This is a genomic window from Microbacterium sp., from assembly GCF_047607465.1.
In the GTDB taxonomy this organism is placed as follows: domain Bacteria; phylum Actinomycetota; class Actinomycetes; order Actinomycetales; family Microbacteriaceae; genus Microbacterium.
This window is the reverse complement of record NZ_JASGCY010000061.1, coordinates 38699-54966: the sequence shown is the minus strand read 5'-3', so window position 1 is coordinate 54966 and position 16268 is coordinate 38699. Positions and strand designations below refer to the sequence as shown.

Sequence of the window (16268 nt, the reverse complement as noted above, 5' to 3'; positions counted from 1 at the left end):
TCCGGAAAACGGAGAGCATCAGCATCCGCCTCGGCGTGTTCCTCCGCGACACGCCGCCCGGCATCCGTCTCGTCCGGGTTTTCCGAGGCGGACGCCGTGCCTACGGCGTCACCCTCCGGAAGGCGAAGAACGACACCAGCATGAGGACAGCGACGACCAGCAGTCCCCAGGCGGCGAGTCCCGCGGCTCCCAGCCCGCCCACGCCCGCCCAGAACGCACCCCACAGCTCGAACCGCGTCGCGAGGAACACGAGCAGGATGAACAACAGGGCGAGGCCGACCCACACGATCGTGAGCACGGTCTGGCCCCAGCTCTTGTAGATGGCAGCCCCCGTGAAGCCCAGTAGGAACAGCAGCAACGAGAGCGTGAAGAAGACGAGGAAGGCGCCGAAGGCCCCCGACTCCCACATCCACGGCAGGTAGAACACGTAGCCGTTCACGCCGTAGCCGCCGGTGGCCAGCTCGATGCCGCCGCCGAGGACGAACAGTCCGCCCATCAGGGCACTCGCGATCACCGCGGTGAGCATGGTGCCGAAGAAGAACTCGCGCCGGGTGATACTCATGGCCTGCGAGAACGGGAAGGTGTAGCTCATCGCACCGATGCCGATCGCGAAGAAGTACCACAGCGGGGCCTGGCCAGCCCCGCCGTACTTGGGGGTGTCGACGGGGATCATCGCGTAGATGAGGATCGACAGCAGGGTGGCGCCGGCGAGGATGATCAGCGGCGTCCAGAGGAACGTCGACCGGTTGATCATCTGCAGGCGGATGACGTTGAGGGTGCGCATCAGCGGACCTCCTCCTTCGCGAGTGCTTCGTTCTTCTGGGTGAGCCGGACGACCAGCTGCTGCAGCGAGACCGGGGCGAGATCCAGACCGGATGCCGCGAGCTCGGCGTGCTCGGCGGGGCTCAGTGCGCTGAGCACGGTGACCGAGGCCACACGGCCGAGCTCCTCGCGGTGCAGCACCTCACGGCCCGCCACCCAGGCGTCGACCTTGGCGGCGTCGCCGATGACCGTCGCGGCGCGATCGCGCACGGCATCCGTGTCCTCGTCGAGGATGATGCGGCCGTTGTCGATGACGATCACCTTCTCGATGAGGTTGGAGACCTCGTCGATGAGGTGGGAGGAGAGGATGACGGTGCGCGGATGCTCGGCGTAGTCCTCGAGCAGGCGGTCGTAGAAGATCTGCCGGGCGACGGCGTCGAGGCCGAGGTACGGCTCGTCGAAGAAGGTGATCTCGGCACGCGAGGCGAGGCCGATGATCACGCCGACCGCCGAGAGCTGGCCGCGCGAGAGCTTCTTGATCCTCTGCTTCATCGGCAGCTGGAACTCGCGGATGAGGTCGTCGGCGAGCGGCTGATTCCAGTTCGGGAAGAACAGCCTGGCCGCCTGGAACGCGTGCCGCGGGGTGGCGTCGTCGGGGTATTTCTGGCTCTCGCGCACGAAGCAGATGCGGCTGAGCACCCTGGCGTTCTCATACGGCGCTTCGCCGAACACCTGCACGGTGCCGGATGTCGCGAAGTTCTGGGCCGTGAGGATCGACATCAGCGTCGTCTTGCCGGCGCCGTTGCGGCCGAGGAGGCCATAGATGTGGCCGGGCTCGAGCGAGAGCGAGACGCCGTCGAGGGCCTTCTTGTCCTTGTAGCGCTTGGTGAGGTTCTGCACCTCGATGACGGCGGTCATGCGGGGTTCCCTTCGGTGCGGGCGGCGCGCTCGGCGAGCAGCGCCGCGAGGTCGGAGGCGCCGAGGCCCAGGGTGCGGGCCTCGGCGAGGAGCGGGTCGATGTAGCGGTCGGCGAAGGCCGCCCGGCGCTCGGTGAGCAGGATGTCCTTGGCGCCGGCGGCGACGAACATGCCGATGCCGCGGCGCTTGTACAGCACGCCTTTGTCGGTGAGCATTGCGACTCCCTTGGCTGCGGTGGCGGGGTTGATCCGGTAGAACGCGGCGAGGGCGTTGGTCGAAGGCGCCTGCGTCTCCTCGGCCAGGGATCCGTCGACGATCGAGTCCTCGATCTGTTCGGCGATCTGGAGGAAGAGGGGCTTGCCTTCTTCGATCACGCGATCCTCCCGGGATTGTTGGTTAGTTACTCAACTAAGTAACCATGCAACCGGGTGCGCTGTCAACCCCCTCTCCGCCGACGCCCCATCTGCGCCGCGACGCCCCACCTGGCGGGCGTCGCGCATGTGGGGCGTCGTGCGCCAGGTGGGGCGTCGGCGGATCGGGAGGGCGGAGAGGGAGAGGGGGAGGGGGAAAGCGGGCGGGGGTCAGTGCGTGACGACGTCGTGCGTCGACTGCAGCACGAGATGGGCGCGCTCGTGCCCCGAGCGCAGGCACGCCTCGGGGTCGTGTCCCGCGAGGACGCCGGCGAGGTAGCCTGCCGCGAAAGCGTCGCCGGCGCCGACCGCCTCGACAACTTCGGTCGGGATTGCAGGCACGAAGACGACGCCGTCGGCCGAGAACTCGGTGGCTCCCACGTCGCCGTCCTTCACGATGAGGCGACCGGGAGCGGAGATGAGAGCGCGCACGGCATCCGCCGATGTCGTCCCCCACAGCGTCTCCGCCTCGTCGAGGCCGACGAAGACGATGTCGGCGCGATTCGCCAGCCCCAGCAGCACGGGCGCGGCCTCGGATGCCGACCACAGCGCCGCCCGGTGGTTGATGTCGAAGCTGAGGAAGGCGTCGGATGCCGCGACCCGCTCGATCACGGAATCGATCAGCGCGGCGCACTCCGCCGACAGCGTGGGGGTGATTCCCGAGACGTGCACGATGCGCGCCTGCTCCAGCGGCACCTCTGCGATGCTCTCTGCGGTCATGCGCGAAGCTGCGGAGCCCGCACGGTAGTAGTGCACCCCGCGACCCGGATCCTTGAAATAGACACCGGTCGGAGCATCCGGATCGAACCGCACCCAGCGGGTGTCGACGCCCAGCCCGGAGAGCGTGCGCTGCACCCGATGGCCGAGCACCTCGTCTCCGAGTGCGCTCACCCAGGCCGCCGACTGGCCGAGTGCGGACACGTGGACGGCGACGTTCGACTCCGCGCCGCCGATGCTCAGGCGCACGTCGTCGGCGTCCGCGAGCGGGGTGGCGTCGTGCGGGGCGATCAGCACCATCGTCTCGCCGATGGCGATCAGGGCGGGGGCGGCGTCAGCAGACATGATTCACATGATGACGAGCGTGCGCAGCATCCGCAACAGGCGTTGCAATATATGCACAGCAGGCATCGGAGGGGTAGGTTCGACCCAGATCGTTCCACCCCGACCGCACGGAGGACGCCCATGGCACAGCGACTGCTGCTCGAAGGCCTCGGCACCCAGCGTCTGACCGCCCGCGACAAAGGGATCCCCGAGCGCGCGATCGGGCTCACGGTCGACGAGTTCCTCGCGACCGAGCCGCGGTTGTCGGAGTTCTGGACGCCGCTGATCGCCCTCGACGACACCGCCATGACGGCGAATCTCGCCCTCATGGCCGAGTGGACGGCCTCTCGCGGCCTCAGCCTCATGCCCCACGGCAAGACGACGATGGCTCCCGCCCTGTGGCAGCGCCAGCTCGACGCCGGATGCCCCGGCATCACCCTCGCGAACCTGGACCAGGTCCGCGTCGCCCGCACCTTCGGCCTCGATGAGATCATGCTCGCGAACGCCGTCGTCGACCCGCGCTCGCTGCGCTGGCTCTCGGCCGAGCTCGCCGATCCGGAGTTCCGGTTCGTCAGTTGGGCCGACTCGGTCGCCACGGTCGAGCGGATGCAGGACCTGCTCCGCGAGATCGGCGTGCCGCGACGCGTCGACGTGTGCGTCGAGCTCGGCGCTCCCGGCGGACGCACCGGCGCCCGCACCCTCGAAGAGGGCATCGAGATCGCGCGGCTGCTCGCGGCATCCGACGTCCTTCGCCTTGCGGGCGTCGCCGGCTACGAGGGCAGCCTCGGTCATGATCGCTCGCCGGCCGCGCTCGACGCGGTCCGCGCGTACCTCGAGAACCAGGTGGCGCTGCACGACGCGATCGCAGACCTCTACGACGACGAGGGCGACGTCTCCGTCACGGCGGGCGGGAGCGCGTACTTCGATCTCGTCGCCGAGGTCTACGCCCCCGCGATCGCCCGTGACGACCGCACCCGCTGGATTCTGCGCTCCGGCGCGTACATCGTGCACGACGACGGCTTCTACCGCGGCATCTCCCCCCTTGACGGCGGACGCAGCGACGAGGGCGTCCTGCGCTCGGCGATGCACGGATACGCGCGGGTCGTCTCGCGCCCAGAGCCCGCGCTGGCCCTCCTCGACGGGGGCAAGCGCGACCTGCCCTTCGACGAGGGACTGCCCGAGCCGCAGGCGCTCGCCGCCGATCTCGGAGAGCCGTGGCAGCCGCTGCCCGGGGCGACGGTGTCGGCGATGAACGACCAGCACTCCTTCCTCCGCGACTTCCTCCGCGACGCCGAGGTGCGCATCGGCGACGTCGTGCGCCTGGGGCTCTCGCACCCCTGCACCGCCTTCGACAAGTGGCACTACCTCCCGGTGACGGTCTCGCTCGACGACGACCGCGTCGTCGAGCTCGTGCGGACGTTCTTCTAGGCCTCGCCATGTCGCAGAGCGTACGAAGGGCCGCGATGATCGTCGACGCGATCGCCGCGCGGCCGCAGACCGTGGCCGAGCTGGCCGTCGAGTTCGGGCTGCATCGCTCGACGATGTTCCGCGAGCTGCAGACCCTCGAGGACGTCGGCTATGTGCGCCGCCGCGCCGACGGCGCCTACGTGCTCGCGTTCCATCTCGTCTCCCTCGCCCAGACGGCGCTGGAGAACCTCGACCTGCGCAAGGCGGCATCCGTCCACCTGCGAGAGCTGCACGAGCACACCGGAAACACCCTGCACGTCGCCGCCCTCGTCGATGACACCATCGTCTACGTCGACAAGGTCGAGGACCAGGGCGGTGTCCGCATGTACTCGCGCATCGGTTCCCGAGTGCTGCCGCACTGCACGGGGGTGGGCAAGGCGATTCTCGCCGACCTCGACGAACACCGCCGGGATGCGGTGCTCATGGGCACGGACTGGACGCCGCACACCCGCCGCACGATCACCTCGCGCGCCGCGCTCGACCGTGAGCTCGACGTGATCTCGGAGCGGGGCTGGGCGGCGGACGACGCCGAGTTCGAGGACTTCGTGAACTGCGTCGCCGTGCCGATCCGCAGTGCCATGGGCGTGATCGGAGCCCTGTCGCTGACCGCTATCCGCATGGTGCAGGACGTGGAGCAGCTTGCCCACCGCATCCCGCTGCTGCAGCGCACGGCCGTTCTGATCGCGCGCGAGGCGGGCTGAGCGGCGCCCGCGTATCGTAGGGAGGTGCCCGACTTTCCCTACGCCCGCCTGCGGCGCTGGCCCGATGTCGAGGCCGAGAACCTGCAGGCGTACGACGCCACAGACATGCTGCTCGTCGAGTGGGCGATCGAGACGGGCCTGCCTGGGGTGGAGATCGCCGTCATCGGCGACGAGTACGGAGCCATCACCCTGGCGTTGACGGATGCCGGGCGCACCGGAGTTCGCGTGCATCAGGACCTCGCCACAGGGCGCTGCGCGCTCGCGCGCAACGCCGAGGAGCTCGGGCTGAGCGGTTTCGCCTCGCACGAGCTGTCGCCCGCGCTGCTCGACGGCGCCCGGCTCGTGCTCCTGCAGCTGCCCAAGTCGCTCGCCGAGCTGGAGGAGATAGCGGATGCCGTGGCGCGCTCGGCCGCGCCCGATGTCGTGCTCGTCGCCGGAGGCCGGGTGAAGCACATGACCCTCGCGCAGAACGAGGTGCTCGGCCGGTTCTTCGGGGCGGTGCAGGCGCAGCGGGCGCAGCGGAAGTCGCGGCTGATCGTGGCGTCCGAGCCGTTGACCGTCGCCGGGCCGCCGCCGTTCCCGGTGTCGGCGCAGCACGACGGACTCACCCTGGTCGCGCACGGCGGCGCCTTCGCCGGGGCGAGGCTCGACATCGGCACGCGGGTGCTCCTCGACGCGCTCGATCGCGTGCCCGCGGCGGCGGACGTCGTCGATCTCGGCTGCGGCACCGGCGCGCTCGCCGTGTCGTATGCCCTCGCCCATCCCTCTTCCCGCGTGATCGCGACCGATCGCTCGGCCGCTGCGGCGGCATCCGCTCTCGCCACCGCCGCGGCGAACGGCGTGGGCGATCGCGTGGTGGTGATGCACGATGACGCGGCGTCGGAGATCGATGATGCGAGTGTCGACGTCGTGCTGCTGAATCCGCCGTTCCACCTCGGCTCCAGCATCCACACGGGAGCCGCGACCCGGCTGTTCGAGGCGGCGGCGCGCATTCTGCGCCCCGGCGGGGTGCTCTGGTGCGTGTACAACTCGTCGCTCGCCTACCGCGGCGAGCTGCGCCGGCTTGTCGGCCCCACCGAGCAGGTCGTGCGCACGCCGAAGTTCACGGTGACGCGCAGCGTCCGCCACTGACTCTCTCTACACATCTCCCTGTGTCGACGACTTATGCACAGATCGCGGGATATGCCGGTCAGCAGGTATTTCCACGCCACAAGACGCTGGCAATCTGGACGCAGCCGTTGGATGATGAAAGGGTGCTTCCCGTGAATGAACCGCAGATCTGGGCTGCGCTGGGCATACTCGCCGCGGCGCTGACCGGCATGATCGCCGTGACCACGCAGCTGATGATGCGCACGATCGCGGCGCAGTTCGGCACGATCACGGCGCAGTTCGGCACCGTTGCGGCGCAGTTCGAGGCGGTCAACACACGACTCGATGTGATGGCCGCGACGTTCGACCAGAAGATCGACGGTCTGCGCACCGAGATGATGGTCCGTTTCGACAACGTCGATCGGCGCTTCGAAGAGGTCGATCGGCGGTTCGAGCAGGTCGACAAGCGCCTCGATCGCGTGGAGCGCCGACTCGACGGTCTCGATGCTGATGTGCAAGCGATCACGAAGCGGATGCTGCCCGACTGAAGCCCGTTCCCTCTGCGGATCCGCCGACGCCCCACCTGACACGCGACGCCCCACCTGGGCGACGTCTGTCAGAGGGGGCGTCGCGGCGCAGGTGGGGCGTCGCGGGGGTTCAGGGGCTGCGGTTGGATAGAGTTCTCAGGACGTCGAAACCGCAGCACAATCGGAAGAGCAATGGCAGACAAGCCGAAGAAGAAGCACCAGGACTACAACCCCGGCCCCCGTGTCGGGATCACCTTCTCCACCTTCGACCTGCTGCATGCGGGGCACATCATGATGCTGGCCGAGGCCAAGCGGCAGTGCGACTACCTCATCTGCGGGCTGCAGATGGATCCGACCCTCGACCGCCCGGAGAAGAACGCTCCGACCCAGACGGTCGTCGAGCGCTACATCCAGCTCCGCGGCTGCGAGTACGTCGACGAGATCGTCCCGTACTCCACCGAGCAGGACCTGGAGGACATCCTCCGCTCGTTCAAGCTCGACGTGCGCATCGTCGGCGACGAGTACGCCGACCGCGACTTCACCGGACGGGCCTACTGCGAGGAGTCCGGCATCGAGCTGTACTTCAACACCCGCGACCACCGCTTCTCGAGCTCGGGTCTTCGCCAGATCGTCGCCGCGAAAGAGGCCGAGCGCACCGCACGCGGCTGACGCGCCGCCCGCACTTCCCGCCGACGCCCCACGTGGCCGACGTCAGGCAGGTGGGGCGTCGGCGTCGCCGTGCAGGTGGGGCGTCGGCGGAGAGACCGGAGCGGATGCCGGGGGAGCGGGGAGTTCGCGGGCGACCTGCTTCTCGAGCACCTCGACCGCCTCGTCCGACAGCAGGACGAGCCCATCGAGCTCCTCGCGCACCCGCTTGTAGGCGACATTGCGCTCGGCCTGCGTGGCCGACTCGTCGACGGCGACCTTGAGCAGTTGCTGCGCACGCTCCAAGCGCTTGCGCTCGGGCTCGGTGAAGGTCGAGTCGCGCAGGCGCCTGGCGTCCTTCTCTGCGACCTCGAAGGCCACCGCGTAGGCGCCGACCGCGTCGAGGTACTCGGAGACCTGGCGCTGCGGCACCGCAGCGTCCGCGGAGGCCGGGCGCAGAGCATCCGCCGTCTTCTTCGCACGCAGGAACGCGGCCACCAGCGGCTGGCGTCCATCGCTCATCGCGGGGAACGCGATGAGCTTGGACACGTCGAGCTCGTAGTCGAGCCAGCGCGCGGTGATCTCGTCATGCTCGGCGAACAGACGGGTCAGCAGCTCGTTCGTCGCGACGGATGCCGCGGGGTCGATGCTCGCGGGATCCTGACGCTGAGGGAGCCCGCGTGCCTCGAGCTGGGCGGCCTGGATCTCGGCTTTCAGGCGCAGGGTCTCCAGCCGGCGCTCGTGACGTCGGCGCGCGGCCCATTCCCACCGCTTCGCGGCCGCGCCCGCGACTCCCATCAACGGGAAGACGAGCCACCAGTAGTTCCACCACTCCATGATGTGCTCAGCCTACTTCTCGGGTGCACGCGCGGAGCCACTTCCTCGGCAGACCCTCGAGTCGAGGGTGAAAGCCGGGGTGAAGTTTCATGGATTTGCGATCCGGCTCCCCGGCGATGTGCTCGACTGAATCACACAGGCCGTCCGATTCGAAGGGAGCGCCGTGGAGAAGACACCGCACCCTGCGGAGCCTCGGGCCGGCGTCGCCTCGTCGCCGTTCGCCGAGGCGGTCCGCACGACGAGCATGCATGTCGTGCGACCAGATGCCGAGCTCCGCAGCGTCGCCGCGCTCCGGTCAGGAGTCGCGCGAGAGGCGAGACGCCTGAGCGACATCGCCTATCGGCGTCTCGCCGAGGCGATCATCAGCGGTGAGTTGCCCGAGGGCGTCGCTCTCGACGTGTCGCGTCTGTGCGCGGTGCTCGACGTATCGCGCACTCCCGTCAGAGAGGCGCTGTTCCGACTGGAGAGACAGGGCATCGTCGAGACCTCGGCCAGCAGGTTCACCCGTGTCGTGCCCTTGTCCGCGGCGCAGATAGACGAGTCGCTGCGGTTGCTACGACATCTCTGCGCGCGTGCTGCAGGCCTCGCCGCGCTCTCGATGGGCGCGCCCGTGACGAAAGGGATCAGTGCGGATCTCGATGCCTGGGAGGAGGCGCTCCTCGGCGGAGACACCCAGAGCGCGCATTCGGGCCTCTTCCGCTGCATCGACACTCTCACCCAGTGCGCCGACGGGTCGGTGTACGGAACCGTCATGTCCGAGATGCGCGTCGTCCTCGAGCGCGATGTGCGCGCGGCGGAGGTGCGGGTGGATTCCCCCGAGAAGGTGGCGATCCTGTTCGATGCCCTCCGCGCGGCCTTCGAGGCCCGTGATGAGGATGCTGCGGCGCGCAGCTTCGAGGAGATCCTCGCCCTCGTCCTGCATCCGTCGCGGCACTGACATCCGCCGACCTGACCGTGCAGACGGCTCTGGAAGTGCCGTGCTCCCGGGCGGCGACGGGCCGATGCGGGGTTCTCAGCCTCGCTGAGCCTTCTCGACGAGGGCGATCGTCTGCTCCCGGGGCAGCGGCATGCCGTCGATGCGGCCGACAGGGAAGTTGCCCATCAGCTCCAGCAGGGCAGGTTCGACGTTGCTCGCATCGAGCGCGGCCCGCACCTCCTCGCCGATCACAGGGTCTGCCAGCAGCTCCTCGAAGGAGGAGTTCATGCTGATCGGCAGGCGCAGCGGGTCGCCCGCCACGGCCACGGTCGTCGAGCTGCGCAGATCGCGGCTGGACGCCCCGACCTCGACGACGTATTCGCCGCCCTCCACGATCCACCCGTCGACCCGGATGTCCCAGTAGGCCAGCTCCGAGCGGCGAAGCGTCACTTCGACATCCACGGTCTCGCCGGCCGCGATCGCCACTGAGGCGAAGCCCTTCAGCTCGCGGGGCGGGCGGTTCACCGAGGAGCCGGGGAGCGAGGTGTACACCTGCACGACTTCACGGCCGTCGACACTTCCGGTGTTCGTGACCGGCACGGTGACCAGGATGTCTCCATCAGAGCCGACCGAGGCGCTGGCCTGGCCGTAGGAGAAGGTGGTGTACGACAGGCCGTGCCCGAACGGGAACTGCACGTCGAGCTTCTTCGCGTCATACCAGCGGTAGCCGACCAGCAGCCCCTCGCCATAGAGCACATGGCCGTGCTCGCCGGGGAAGTTCCCGAACGCCGGGGTGTCCTCGATGCGGAACGGGATGGTCTCGGCGAGGCGCGCGGACGGGTTGACCGCGCCGTACAGCACGTCGGCCGTGCCTGAGCCGCCGGCCTGGCCGAGCAGCGACGCATCCAGGATCGCCGACACGCGGTCGGCGAACGGCAGAGCCACGACGCCGCCGTGCGAGAGCACGACCACCACGTTCGGGTTCGCGCCGATCACCGCGTCCAGCAGGTCGAGCTGGTTCTGCGGCAGGTCGATATGCGTTCGATCGAAGCCCTCGGACTCCTCTGCGGCCGGAACGCCGAGGAAGACGACGACGACCTCTGCTGCGGATGCCGTAGCGGCGGCCTCCGCGCGCAGCGCGGCAGCATCCCCGGAGCCGTCGATCGTGAATCCGGCGGCGAAGGCGACCTCGGTGTCGGCCGCCTCGCGGATCGCGTCGATCGCCTTGTCCAGGCGGGTCGGGTTGATCTGCGATGAGCCGGCGCCCTGATAGCGGGGGGACTCGGCGAAGGCGCCGATCACCGCGACCGAGGTCGAGGCCGCGAGCGGCAGGACGCCGCCGTCGTTCTTCAGCAGGATGATCGACCGCCCTGCCGCCTCGCGGGCCAGCGCGTGGTGCGCTTCGACGTCGAGCGAGCCGGATGCTGCAGGCCGCGCCTGCGACTTGCGCACCAGGTCGATCACACGGTCGGCAACGGCGTTCAGGGCGTCTTCGGCCAGCCGCCCGTCGCGGACGGCGGCGACCAGCTCGGCATCCGTGCGGCCGTTGCTCGATGGCATCTCCAGATCGAGCCCGGCGGCGACGCCGGCGACGCGGTCGTAGACGGCGCCCCAGTCCGAGACCACCAGCCCCTCGAAGCCCCAGTCGTCGCGCAGAACCGAGGTCAGCAGCCAGGGGTCCTCCGAGGTGTACACGCCGTTGAGGCGGTTGTAGGAGCACATCACGGTCCACGGCTGGGTGTCCTTGACGACGCGCTCGAAGCCGCGCAGGTAGATCTCCCGCAGGGTGCGCTGGTCGATGTCGGCAGACACACGAACGCGGTCGGTCTCCTGGTTGTTCGCGGCGAAGTGCTTCAGCGAGGAGCCGACGCCCTGCGATTGGATGCCACGAACGAGCCCTGCACCCATCGCGCCGGAGACGATCGGATCTTCGGACATGTACTCGAAGTTGCGTCCGCACAGCGGGGAGCGCTTGATGTTGATGCCGGGGCCGAGGATGACGGCGACGTCTTCGATGGCGGACTCCACGCCGAGGGCGACACCGACGCGCTCTGCGAGCTCGGGGTCGAAGCTCGCGGCGATACCGACGGCCGGGGGGAAGCAGGTGGCAGGGATGCTGTCGGCAAGACCCAGGTGGTCGGATGCCCCGCCCTGTTTGCGCAGGCCGTGCGGACCGTCGGTGACCATGACCGAGGGGATGCCGACACGGTCGACCGCCTTGGTGGTCCAGAAGTCGGCGCCGCTGGTGAGCGACGCGCGCTCTTCGAGCGTGAGGTCTGCTGCGCGAAGGTTGCTGAGATCGGCCATTGATCGTCCTCGATCCTGAAGCTGGGAAAGTTCTGGAAATGCCTCTTGTGCTGGAAACCTTAGCGGTCTAGGTTTTCATCGACAAGGGGGGGTCACCACACGGCGGCATACGCGTCGTCGCGGGGCCCCGGAAGCGAAACCAGCCAAAGGAGGCAGGTATATGTCGTCAGTCAGCGGATCAGCCGCGGGCACGCCATCAGGGATGACATCGGCGAGTCGCACGATCGGCTCGCACGAGCATCACTGGTTCAAGGAGCCGACCGAGCCGGCGAGCAAGACGTATGTGACGTGGTTGCTGATCGCCCAGCTCATCTTCTTCATCGCCCTGCTCGGGCCCGCCATCGTCGGGATCGGCATGAAGATCAATGCCCTTCAGGACTCCGGAGCGATCGCGGCCGGTGGGCAGTCGTTCATCACGGCATCGGCGATTCTGGGCGGTGTCGGCGCATTCTTCGCCACGGTGGCGAACGTCGTCTTCGGGCGCGTCTCCGACCGCACGACCAGCCGATGGGGACGCCGCCGGATCTGGGTCGTGCTCGGCACGGTCGTGATGACCGTCGGCTTCGTCGTGATGGCTCTGGGCGACAGCCTGGCGCTCGCAACAGTCGGCTGGGCCATCGCGCAGTTGGGCGCCAACATGACGCTCGCACCCTTCATCGCGACCATGGCCGACCAGGTGCCGAAGTTCCAGCGAGGCGGGATCACCGCTGCACTGGGAATCGCCCAGAACATCGGCATCGTCGGCGGCGTGTACGTCGCGAACTGGTTCTCCTTCAGCCTCTTCATCGTCTTCGTGATCCCGTCGATCCTCGCGATCCTGGCGATGGTCGTGTTCGTCATCGTCCTGCCGGACAAGGTCCTGCCGGCGAAGCCGCCGCGTATGACGTTCGGCGAGATCATCGAGACGTTCTGGGTCAGCCCCCTCAAGCACCCCGACTTCGCTCTGGCGTGGTGGTCCCGCTTCCTCATCACGTTCGCGAGCTTCGGGTTCACCGCGTTCCGGTTCGCCTACCTGCAGTTCCACATCGGCGTGCCCGAGGCTGAGGTCACCGCGCTGATCGCCAACACCACGCTCATCTACACCGGTGCGCTGATCATCACCGCCTGGGTCGCAGGCAAGCTCTCCGACAAGATCGGCAAGCGCAAGATCTTCGTGTGGTCGTCCACGGCCCTGTTCGCGGTGGGGACCTTCGCGCTGATCTTCGTCCAGGACGTTTCGGCCTTCTACATCCTCGAGGGGCTCCTGGGGGCGGCATACGGCATCTACGTGGGCGTGGACCTCGCCCTCGTGATCGACGTGCTGCCGAACCCGGACGACTCCGGGAAGGACCTCGGCGTGCTGAACATCGCGAACGCGCTGCCGCAGACCTTCGCGCCGATGATCGGCGGCATCGTGCTGGCCTTCACCGGCGGAGCGAACGGAGACGACTACGCCGTCTGGTTCACCGTCTGCGCCGTCTTGTGCCTGATCGGCGCCCTCGTGATCCTGCCGATCAAGAAGGTCAAGTAACCGGCCGATTCAGGGTGGGGCGGTCGGATGCTCGCAGGAGCGTCCGACCGCCCCATCAGCCATACGGGCGCACGAAGGGGAGCGTTCACATGACCATTCGCTTTAGCTCATAGACTTAAGTCGATGAATCGTCGGGGGCAGTACGCCAAGGGGGCAGCGAAACGGGAGGAGATCCTCGCCGTGGCGCTCGATGTCGTGGCGGAGTTCGGATGCCGCAACGCCTCGAATCGCGAGATCGCTCGTCGTGTCGGGCTCACGCAGCCGGGGCTGATGCACTACTTCGGTTCGCGCGAAGAGCTCTACATGGCGGTGCTGCGCGCGCGGGACGAGCGCGACACCGAGGCGCACTGGGTCGGCAGCCCGAACTTCGAGGGGTTTCTCGAGGTCATGGAGCACAACACCCGGGTACCAGGTCTCGTGCAGCTGTACGTGGAGTTCTCTGCGGAGGCGAGCATCGGCAAGCATCCGGCGCACGAGTACTTCCTCGAGCGCTACGAATGGGTGCGCGAACTGTCGAAGCAGTCGATCGCCGCCGCCCAGGAGAGCGGCGAGTTCGGCCCGAACGTCGATGCCGACCTGGTCGCAGACATCATCATCGCCACTGCAGACGGGCTGCAGCAGCAGTGGCTGCTCGACCGCTCGATCGACATGATCGCGCGGCTCAGGGCGATGTGGGGCGGCATCGCCGCCCTGTCGCACCTCGGCGCTGCCGAGGCCTGATCCTGCGCTTCATCCCTCGACGCGGAACACCGCGCGCTGGAGCCACGGGTCTCTGCTGGAGCGGCCGACGCGCAGCTCGAACTCCCCCGGCTCGACGAGCCGGTCGCCCTCGGCGTCGACGATCGTCAGCCCCGCCACCGGCAGCTCGATGCGCACCCGCACGGACTCTCCTGGCTGCACCGACACCTGACGGTAGGCCTTGAGCTCCTGCTCCGCCCAGCTCACCGAGGTCACCAGGTCGCTGACGTAGACCTGCACGGTTTCGAGGGACGGGCGCTCGCCGACGTTGCGCAGGGTGATCTCCGCCGCGAGCACGCCGTCGGCCGGAACCGCGTCCTCGTCGAGCACGAGGTCCTCGTACTCGATCCACGTGTACGACAGGCCCTCACCGAAGGCCCAGGCCGGTTCCTGCGTGAGATCGGCGTAGCGGTCTCCGTGCTGTCCGCGGATCTGGTTGTAGTAGGTCGGCTGCTGCCCGACGTGGCGGGCGAAGGAGATCGGCAGGCGTCCGGACGGCTCGATCAGGCCGAGCAGCAGCTCCGCGACGGCCCTGCCGCCCTGCATGCCGGGGTTGGCGGCCCAGATCACTGCGTCGGCGTGGCGAGCGGATGCCGGCAGCACCAGCGGCTTCGAGGCGAGCAGCACCACGATCAGCGGTTTTCCGGTGGCGGCGAGCGCGTCCAGCAGTGCGTTCTGTCCGCCGAGCAGTTCCAAGGTCGCGGTCGAGCGGCCCTCGCCCACGAGCTCGATGCGGTCGCCGACGACCGCGACCACGTAGTCCGCGCGCTGCGCGTCGGCGACGGCATCCGCGATCAGCCGCTCGTCGGGGGCGCACGCGCAGGCGATCGGCGGGCGCGGCTGCCCGTCGGCGAACGTCTCGCCGCGGGGGTCCGGTGAGAGGGTGAGGATCTCGGCGCCGGGGGCGTACGTGACGCTCCAGTTCGCCGGAACGTGCGCGCGGATGCCGTCGAGCACGGTCGTGATCATCTCCCGCGGCTGTCCGTCGAGCCAGCCGGCCTGACCGGAGCCGCCCGCCCAGTCGCCGAGTTGCGTCTGCGCGTCATCGGCGAGCGGGCCGATGACGGCGATCCGCCGCGGAGCGGGGTCGCCACCGGTCGATCTGCCATCGGCATCCGCGTCGTAGCCGCCGGCCAGGGGCAGCGCCTGCTCTTCGTTGCGCAGCAGCACGAGCGAGCGCCGGGCGGCTTCGAGGTTGAGGGCCGCGTGCTCCACGGTGCCGACGGCGTCGGCGATGCGTGCCGGGTCGGGGCGCCGGGGGTTCTCGAACAGGCCGAGCTCGAACTTCAGGGTCAGGATGCGGGCGACCGCGACGTCGAGCTCGCTCTCGGAGAGCAGTCCGTCGGCGATCGCCTGCAGCGCGCCGTCGAAGAAGCCGGGCGTCGTCATGACGAGGTCGTTGCCCGCCTTCACGGCGGCGGCCGACGCATGCGCGTAGTCGGGCTGCACGCGCTGCTCCCAAACCATGCGGCCGACGTTGTCCCAATCGGTGATCAGCGTGCCGGTGTAGCCCCATTCGCCTCGGAGCACGTCGCTGAGCAGCCAGTCGTTCACGGTCACGGGGACCCCGTCGATCGACTGGTAGCCGAGCATGAAGGTGCGGCATCCCTCCCTGGCCACGCGTTCGAACGGCGGCAGGAACCAGGAGCGCAGTTTGCGGCGCGAGATGTCGGCCTCAGCGGCATCCCTCCCGCCCTGGGTCTCGGAGTAGCCGGCGAAGTGCTTGGCCGTCGCGAGGATGGCGGTGGTGTCGGCGAGGCCTTCGCCCTGGTAGCCGCGCACCATCGCGCTCGCCAGCTCTCCGATCAGGAACGGGTCCTCGCCGAAGGTCTCGTCGACGCGGCCCCAGCGCAGGTCGCGGGCGATGCACAGCACCGGCGAGAACGTCCAGTGCACGCCGGTCGCCGACACCTCGACCGCGGTCGCCCTGGCGACCCGCTCCAGAAGATCGGGATCCCAGGATGCCGCCATGCCCAACTGGGTCGGGTAGATCGTCGCACCCTCCCAGAACGAGTGGCCGTGGATGCAGTCCTCACCGACGAGCAGCGGGATGCCGAGCCGGGTCTGCGCCGTGAGCTCCTGGGCGCGGACGATGCGCTCGGGGGAGGTGTGCAGGATCGAGCCGACATGGACGTTCAGCACCAGCTCGTCGAGGTCGCCGCGTGCGTCGAGCTGCATCATCTGCCCGATCTTCTCTTCCACGGTCATGCGCGAGACGAGATCGGCGACACGGTCGGAGACCGCCAGCGAGGGGTCCTGGTACGGCATCAGGGCGCTCATGCCGATCATCCTCGCACGTAAACCTTAATCAATACGGGTTTTGAATGCCGAAGGCATTGAGGGATTGCGCAGAGCGTGCCAATATGAGCGCATCCGGCCGCACGGGGCCGTCTGTGGCGT

15 protein-coding genes are annotated in these 16268 nt (G+C 68.7%); 8 read left to right on the top strand and 7 right to left on the bottom strand.

All coding sequences use genetic code 11. The features are described 5' to 3' along the window. Window positions 1-100: 100 nt before the first annotated feature. From QM568_RS08660 to QM568_RS08645, 4 genes are all read right to left on the bottom strand, one after another. Window positions 101-784 (bottom strand): hypothetical protein, encoded by a 684-nt coding sequence (locus tag QM568_RS08660; protein WP_415137845.1) that lies wholly within the window; start codon window positions 782-784, stop codon window positions 101-103. Then, window positions 784-1680, bottom strand: a complete 897-nt coding sequence (locus QM568_RS08655) for an ABC transporter ATP-binding protein (RefSeq protein ID WP_415137843.1) — start codon at window positions 1678-1680, stop codon at window positions 784-786. The genes QM568_RS08660 and QM568_RS08655 overlap by 1 nt, the downstream gene beginning before the upstream one ends. Beyond that, on the bottom strand, window positions 1677-2054 hold the full coding sequence (locus QM568_RS08650) for a GntR family transcriptional regulator (protein ID WP_415137841.1): 378 nt from the start codon (window positions 2052-2054) through the stop codon (window positions 1677-1679). Before QM568_RS08650 ends, QM568_RS08655 begins: the two co-directional genes overlap by 4 nt. Before the next feature lie 207 nt (window positions 2055-2261). Further along, complete coding sequence (locus QM568_RS08645; protein WP_415137839.1) at window positions 2262-3152, bottom strand: sugar kinase; 891 nt, start codon at window positions 3150-3152, stop codon at window positions 2262-2264. A gap of 120 nt (window positions 3153-3272) precedes the next feature. Between QM568_RS08645 and QM568_RS08640 the strand changes: the two genes are divergently transcribed. The 5 genes from QM568_RS08640 (at window position 3273) to QM568_RS08620 (ending at window position 7584) form a co-directional block, all read left to right on the top strand. Then, the gene (locus tag QM568_RS08640) at window positions 3273-4559 is read left to right on the top strand and encodes a hypothetical protein (protein WP_415137837.1); all 1287 of its coding nucleotides are present in this window, start codon (window positions 3273-3275) and stop codon (window positions 4557-4559) included. Window positions 4560-4567: 8 nt separating this feature from the next. Further along, window positions 4568-5299, top strand: coding sequence for an IclR family transcriptional regulator (locus QM568_RS08635; protein WP_415137835.1), 732 nt, complete (start codon window positions 4568-4570; stop codon window positions 5297-5299). Window positions 5300-5323: 24 nt separating this feature from the next. After that, window positions 5324-6430, top strand: coding sequence for a class I SAM-dependent methyltransferase (locus tag QM568_RS08630; RefSeq protein ID WP_415137833.1), 1107 nt, complete (start codon window positions 5324-5326; stop codon window positions 6428-6430). 131 nt (window positions 6431-6561) lie between these two features. After that, entirely contained in the window at window positions 6562-6936 is a 375-nt protein-coding gene (locus tag QM568_RS08625) for a hypothetical protein (RefSeq protein WP_415137831.1), read from the top strand. A gap of 171 nt (window positions 6937-7107) precedes the next feature. Further along, complete coding sequence (locus QM568_RS08620; RefSeq protein ID WP_415137829.1) at window positions 7108-7584, top strand: adenylyltransferase/cytidyltransferase family protein; 477 nt, start codon at window positions 7108-7110, stop codon at window positions 7582-7584. A gap of 42 nt (window positions 7585-7626) precedes the next feature. Here QM568_RS08620 and QM568_RS08615 read toward each other — a convergent pair whose 3' ends face one another. Next, a complete protein-coding gene (locus QM568_RS08615) occupies window positions 7627-8397 on the bottom strand; it encodes a hypothetical protein (RefSeq protein ID WP_415137827.1) in 771 nt (256 codons plus the stop codon). 163 nt (window positions 8398-8560) lie between these two features. Between QM568_RS08615 and QM568_RS08610 the strand changes: the two genes are divergently transcribed. After that, the gene (locus QM568_RS08610; RefSeq protein ID WP_415137825.1) at window positions 8561-9334 is read left to right on the top strand and encodes a GntR family transcriptional regulator; all 774 of its coding nucleotides are present in this window, start codon (window positions 8561-8563) and stop codon (window positions 9332-9334) included. A gap of 75 nt (window positions 9335-9409) precedes the next feature. Here the strand turns inward: QM568_RS08610 and QM568_RS08605 are convergent, their stop codons facing one another. After that, the gene (locus tag QM568_RS08605) at window positions 9410-11620 is read right to left on the bottom strand and encodes a glycoside hydrolase family 3 C-terminal domain-containing protein (RefSeq protein ID WP_415137823.1); all 2211 of its coding nucleotides are present in this window, start codon (window positions 11618-11620) and stop codon (window positions 9410-9412) included. 160 nt (window positions 11621-11780) lie between these two features. On the opposite strand from QM568_RS08605, the gene QM568_RS08600 reads away from it, so the two are divergent. Together QM568_RS08600 and QM568_RS08595 are read left to right on the top strand one after the other, a co-directional pair. Next, the gene (locus tag QM568_RS08600) at window positions 11781-13130 is read left to right on the top strand and encodes an MFS transporter (protein ID WP_415137821.1); all 1350 of its coding nucleotides are present in this window, start codon (window positions 11781-11783) and stop codon (window positions 13128-13130) included. 123 nt (window positions 13131-13253) lie between these two features. Beyond that, window positions 13254-13850: a TetR/AcrR family transcriptional regulator gene (locus QM568_RS08595; RefSeq protein WP_415137819.1), complete on the top strand. Its 597-nt coding sequence runs from the start codon at window positions 13254-13256 to the stop codon at window positions 13848-13850. Window positions 13851-13859: 9 nt separating this feature from the next. Here the strand turns inward: QM568_RS08595 and QM568_RS08590 are convergent, their stop codons facing one another. Beyond that, window positions 13860-16148, bottom strand: a complete 2289-nt coding sequence (locus tag QM568_RS08590; RefSeq protein ID WP_415137817.1) for a glycoside hydrolase family 3 N-terminal domain-containing protein — start codon at window positions 16146-16148, stop codon at window positions 13860-13862. Between the last annotated feature and the right edge of the window lie 120 nt (window positions 16149-16268).

Excerpts from the sequence above, each read along its gene's own strand:
- QM568_RS08660 (WP_415137845.1), bottom strand. The coding sequence starts at position 784 with ATGCGCACCCTCAACGTCATCCGCCTGCAGATGATCAACCGGTCGACG.
- QM568_RS08655 (WP_415137843.1), bottom strand. The coding sequence starts at position 1,680 with ATGACCGCCGTCATCGAGGTGCAGAACCTCACCAAGCGCTACAAGGAC.
- QM568_RS08645 (WP_415137839.1), bottom strand. The coding sequence starts at position 3,152 with ATGTCTGCTGACGCCGCCCCCGCCCTGATCGCCATCGGCGAGACGATG.
- QM568_RS08640 (WP_415137837.1), top strand. The coding sequence starts at position 3,273 with ATGGCACAGCGACTGCTGCTCGAAGGCCTCGGCACCCAGCGTCTGACC.
- QM568_RS08635 (WP_415137835.1), top strand. The coding sequence starts at position 4,568 with ATGTCGCAGAGCGTACGAAGGGCCGCGATGATCGTCGACGCGATCGCC.
- QM568_RS08620 (WP_415137829.1), top strand. The coding sequence starts at position 7,108 with ATGGCAGACAAGCCGAAGAAGAAGCACCAGGACTACAACCCCGGCCCC.
- QM568_RS08615 (WP_415137827.1), bottom strand. The coding sequence starts at position 8,397 with ATGGAGTGGTGGAACTACTGGTGGCTCGTCTTCCCGTTGATGGGAGTC.
- QM568_RS08605 (WP_415137823.1), bottom strand. The coding sequence starts at position 11,620 with ATGGCCGATCTCAGCAACCTTCGCGCAGCAGACCTCACGCTCGAAGAG.
- QM568_RS08600 (WP_415137821.1), top strand. The coding sequence starts at position 11,781 with ATGTCGTCAGTCAGCGGATCAGCCGCGGGCACGCCATCAGGGATGACA.
- QM568_RS08595 (WP_415137819.1), top strand. The coding sequence starts at position 13,254 with ATGAATCGTCGGGGGCAGTACGCCAAGGGGGCAGCGAAACGGGAGGAG.
- QM568_RS08590 (WP_415137817.1), bottom strand. The coding sequence starts at position 16,148 with ATGAGCGCCCTGATGCCGTACCAGGACCCCTCGCTGGCGGTCTCCGAC.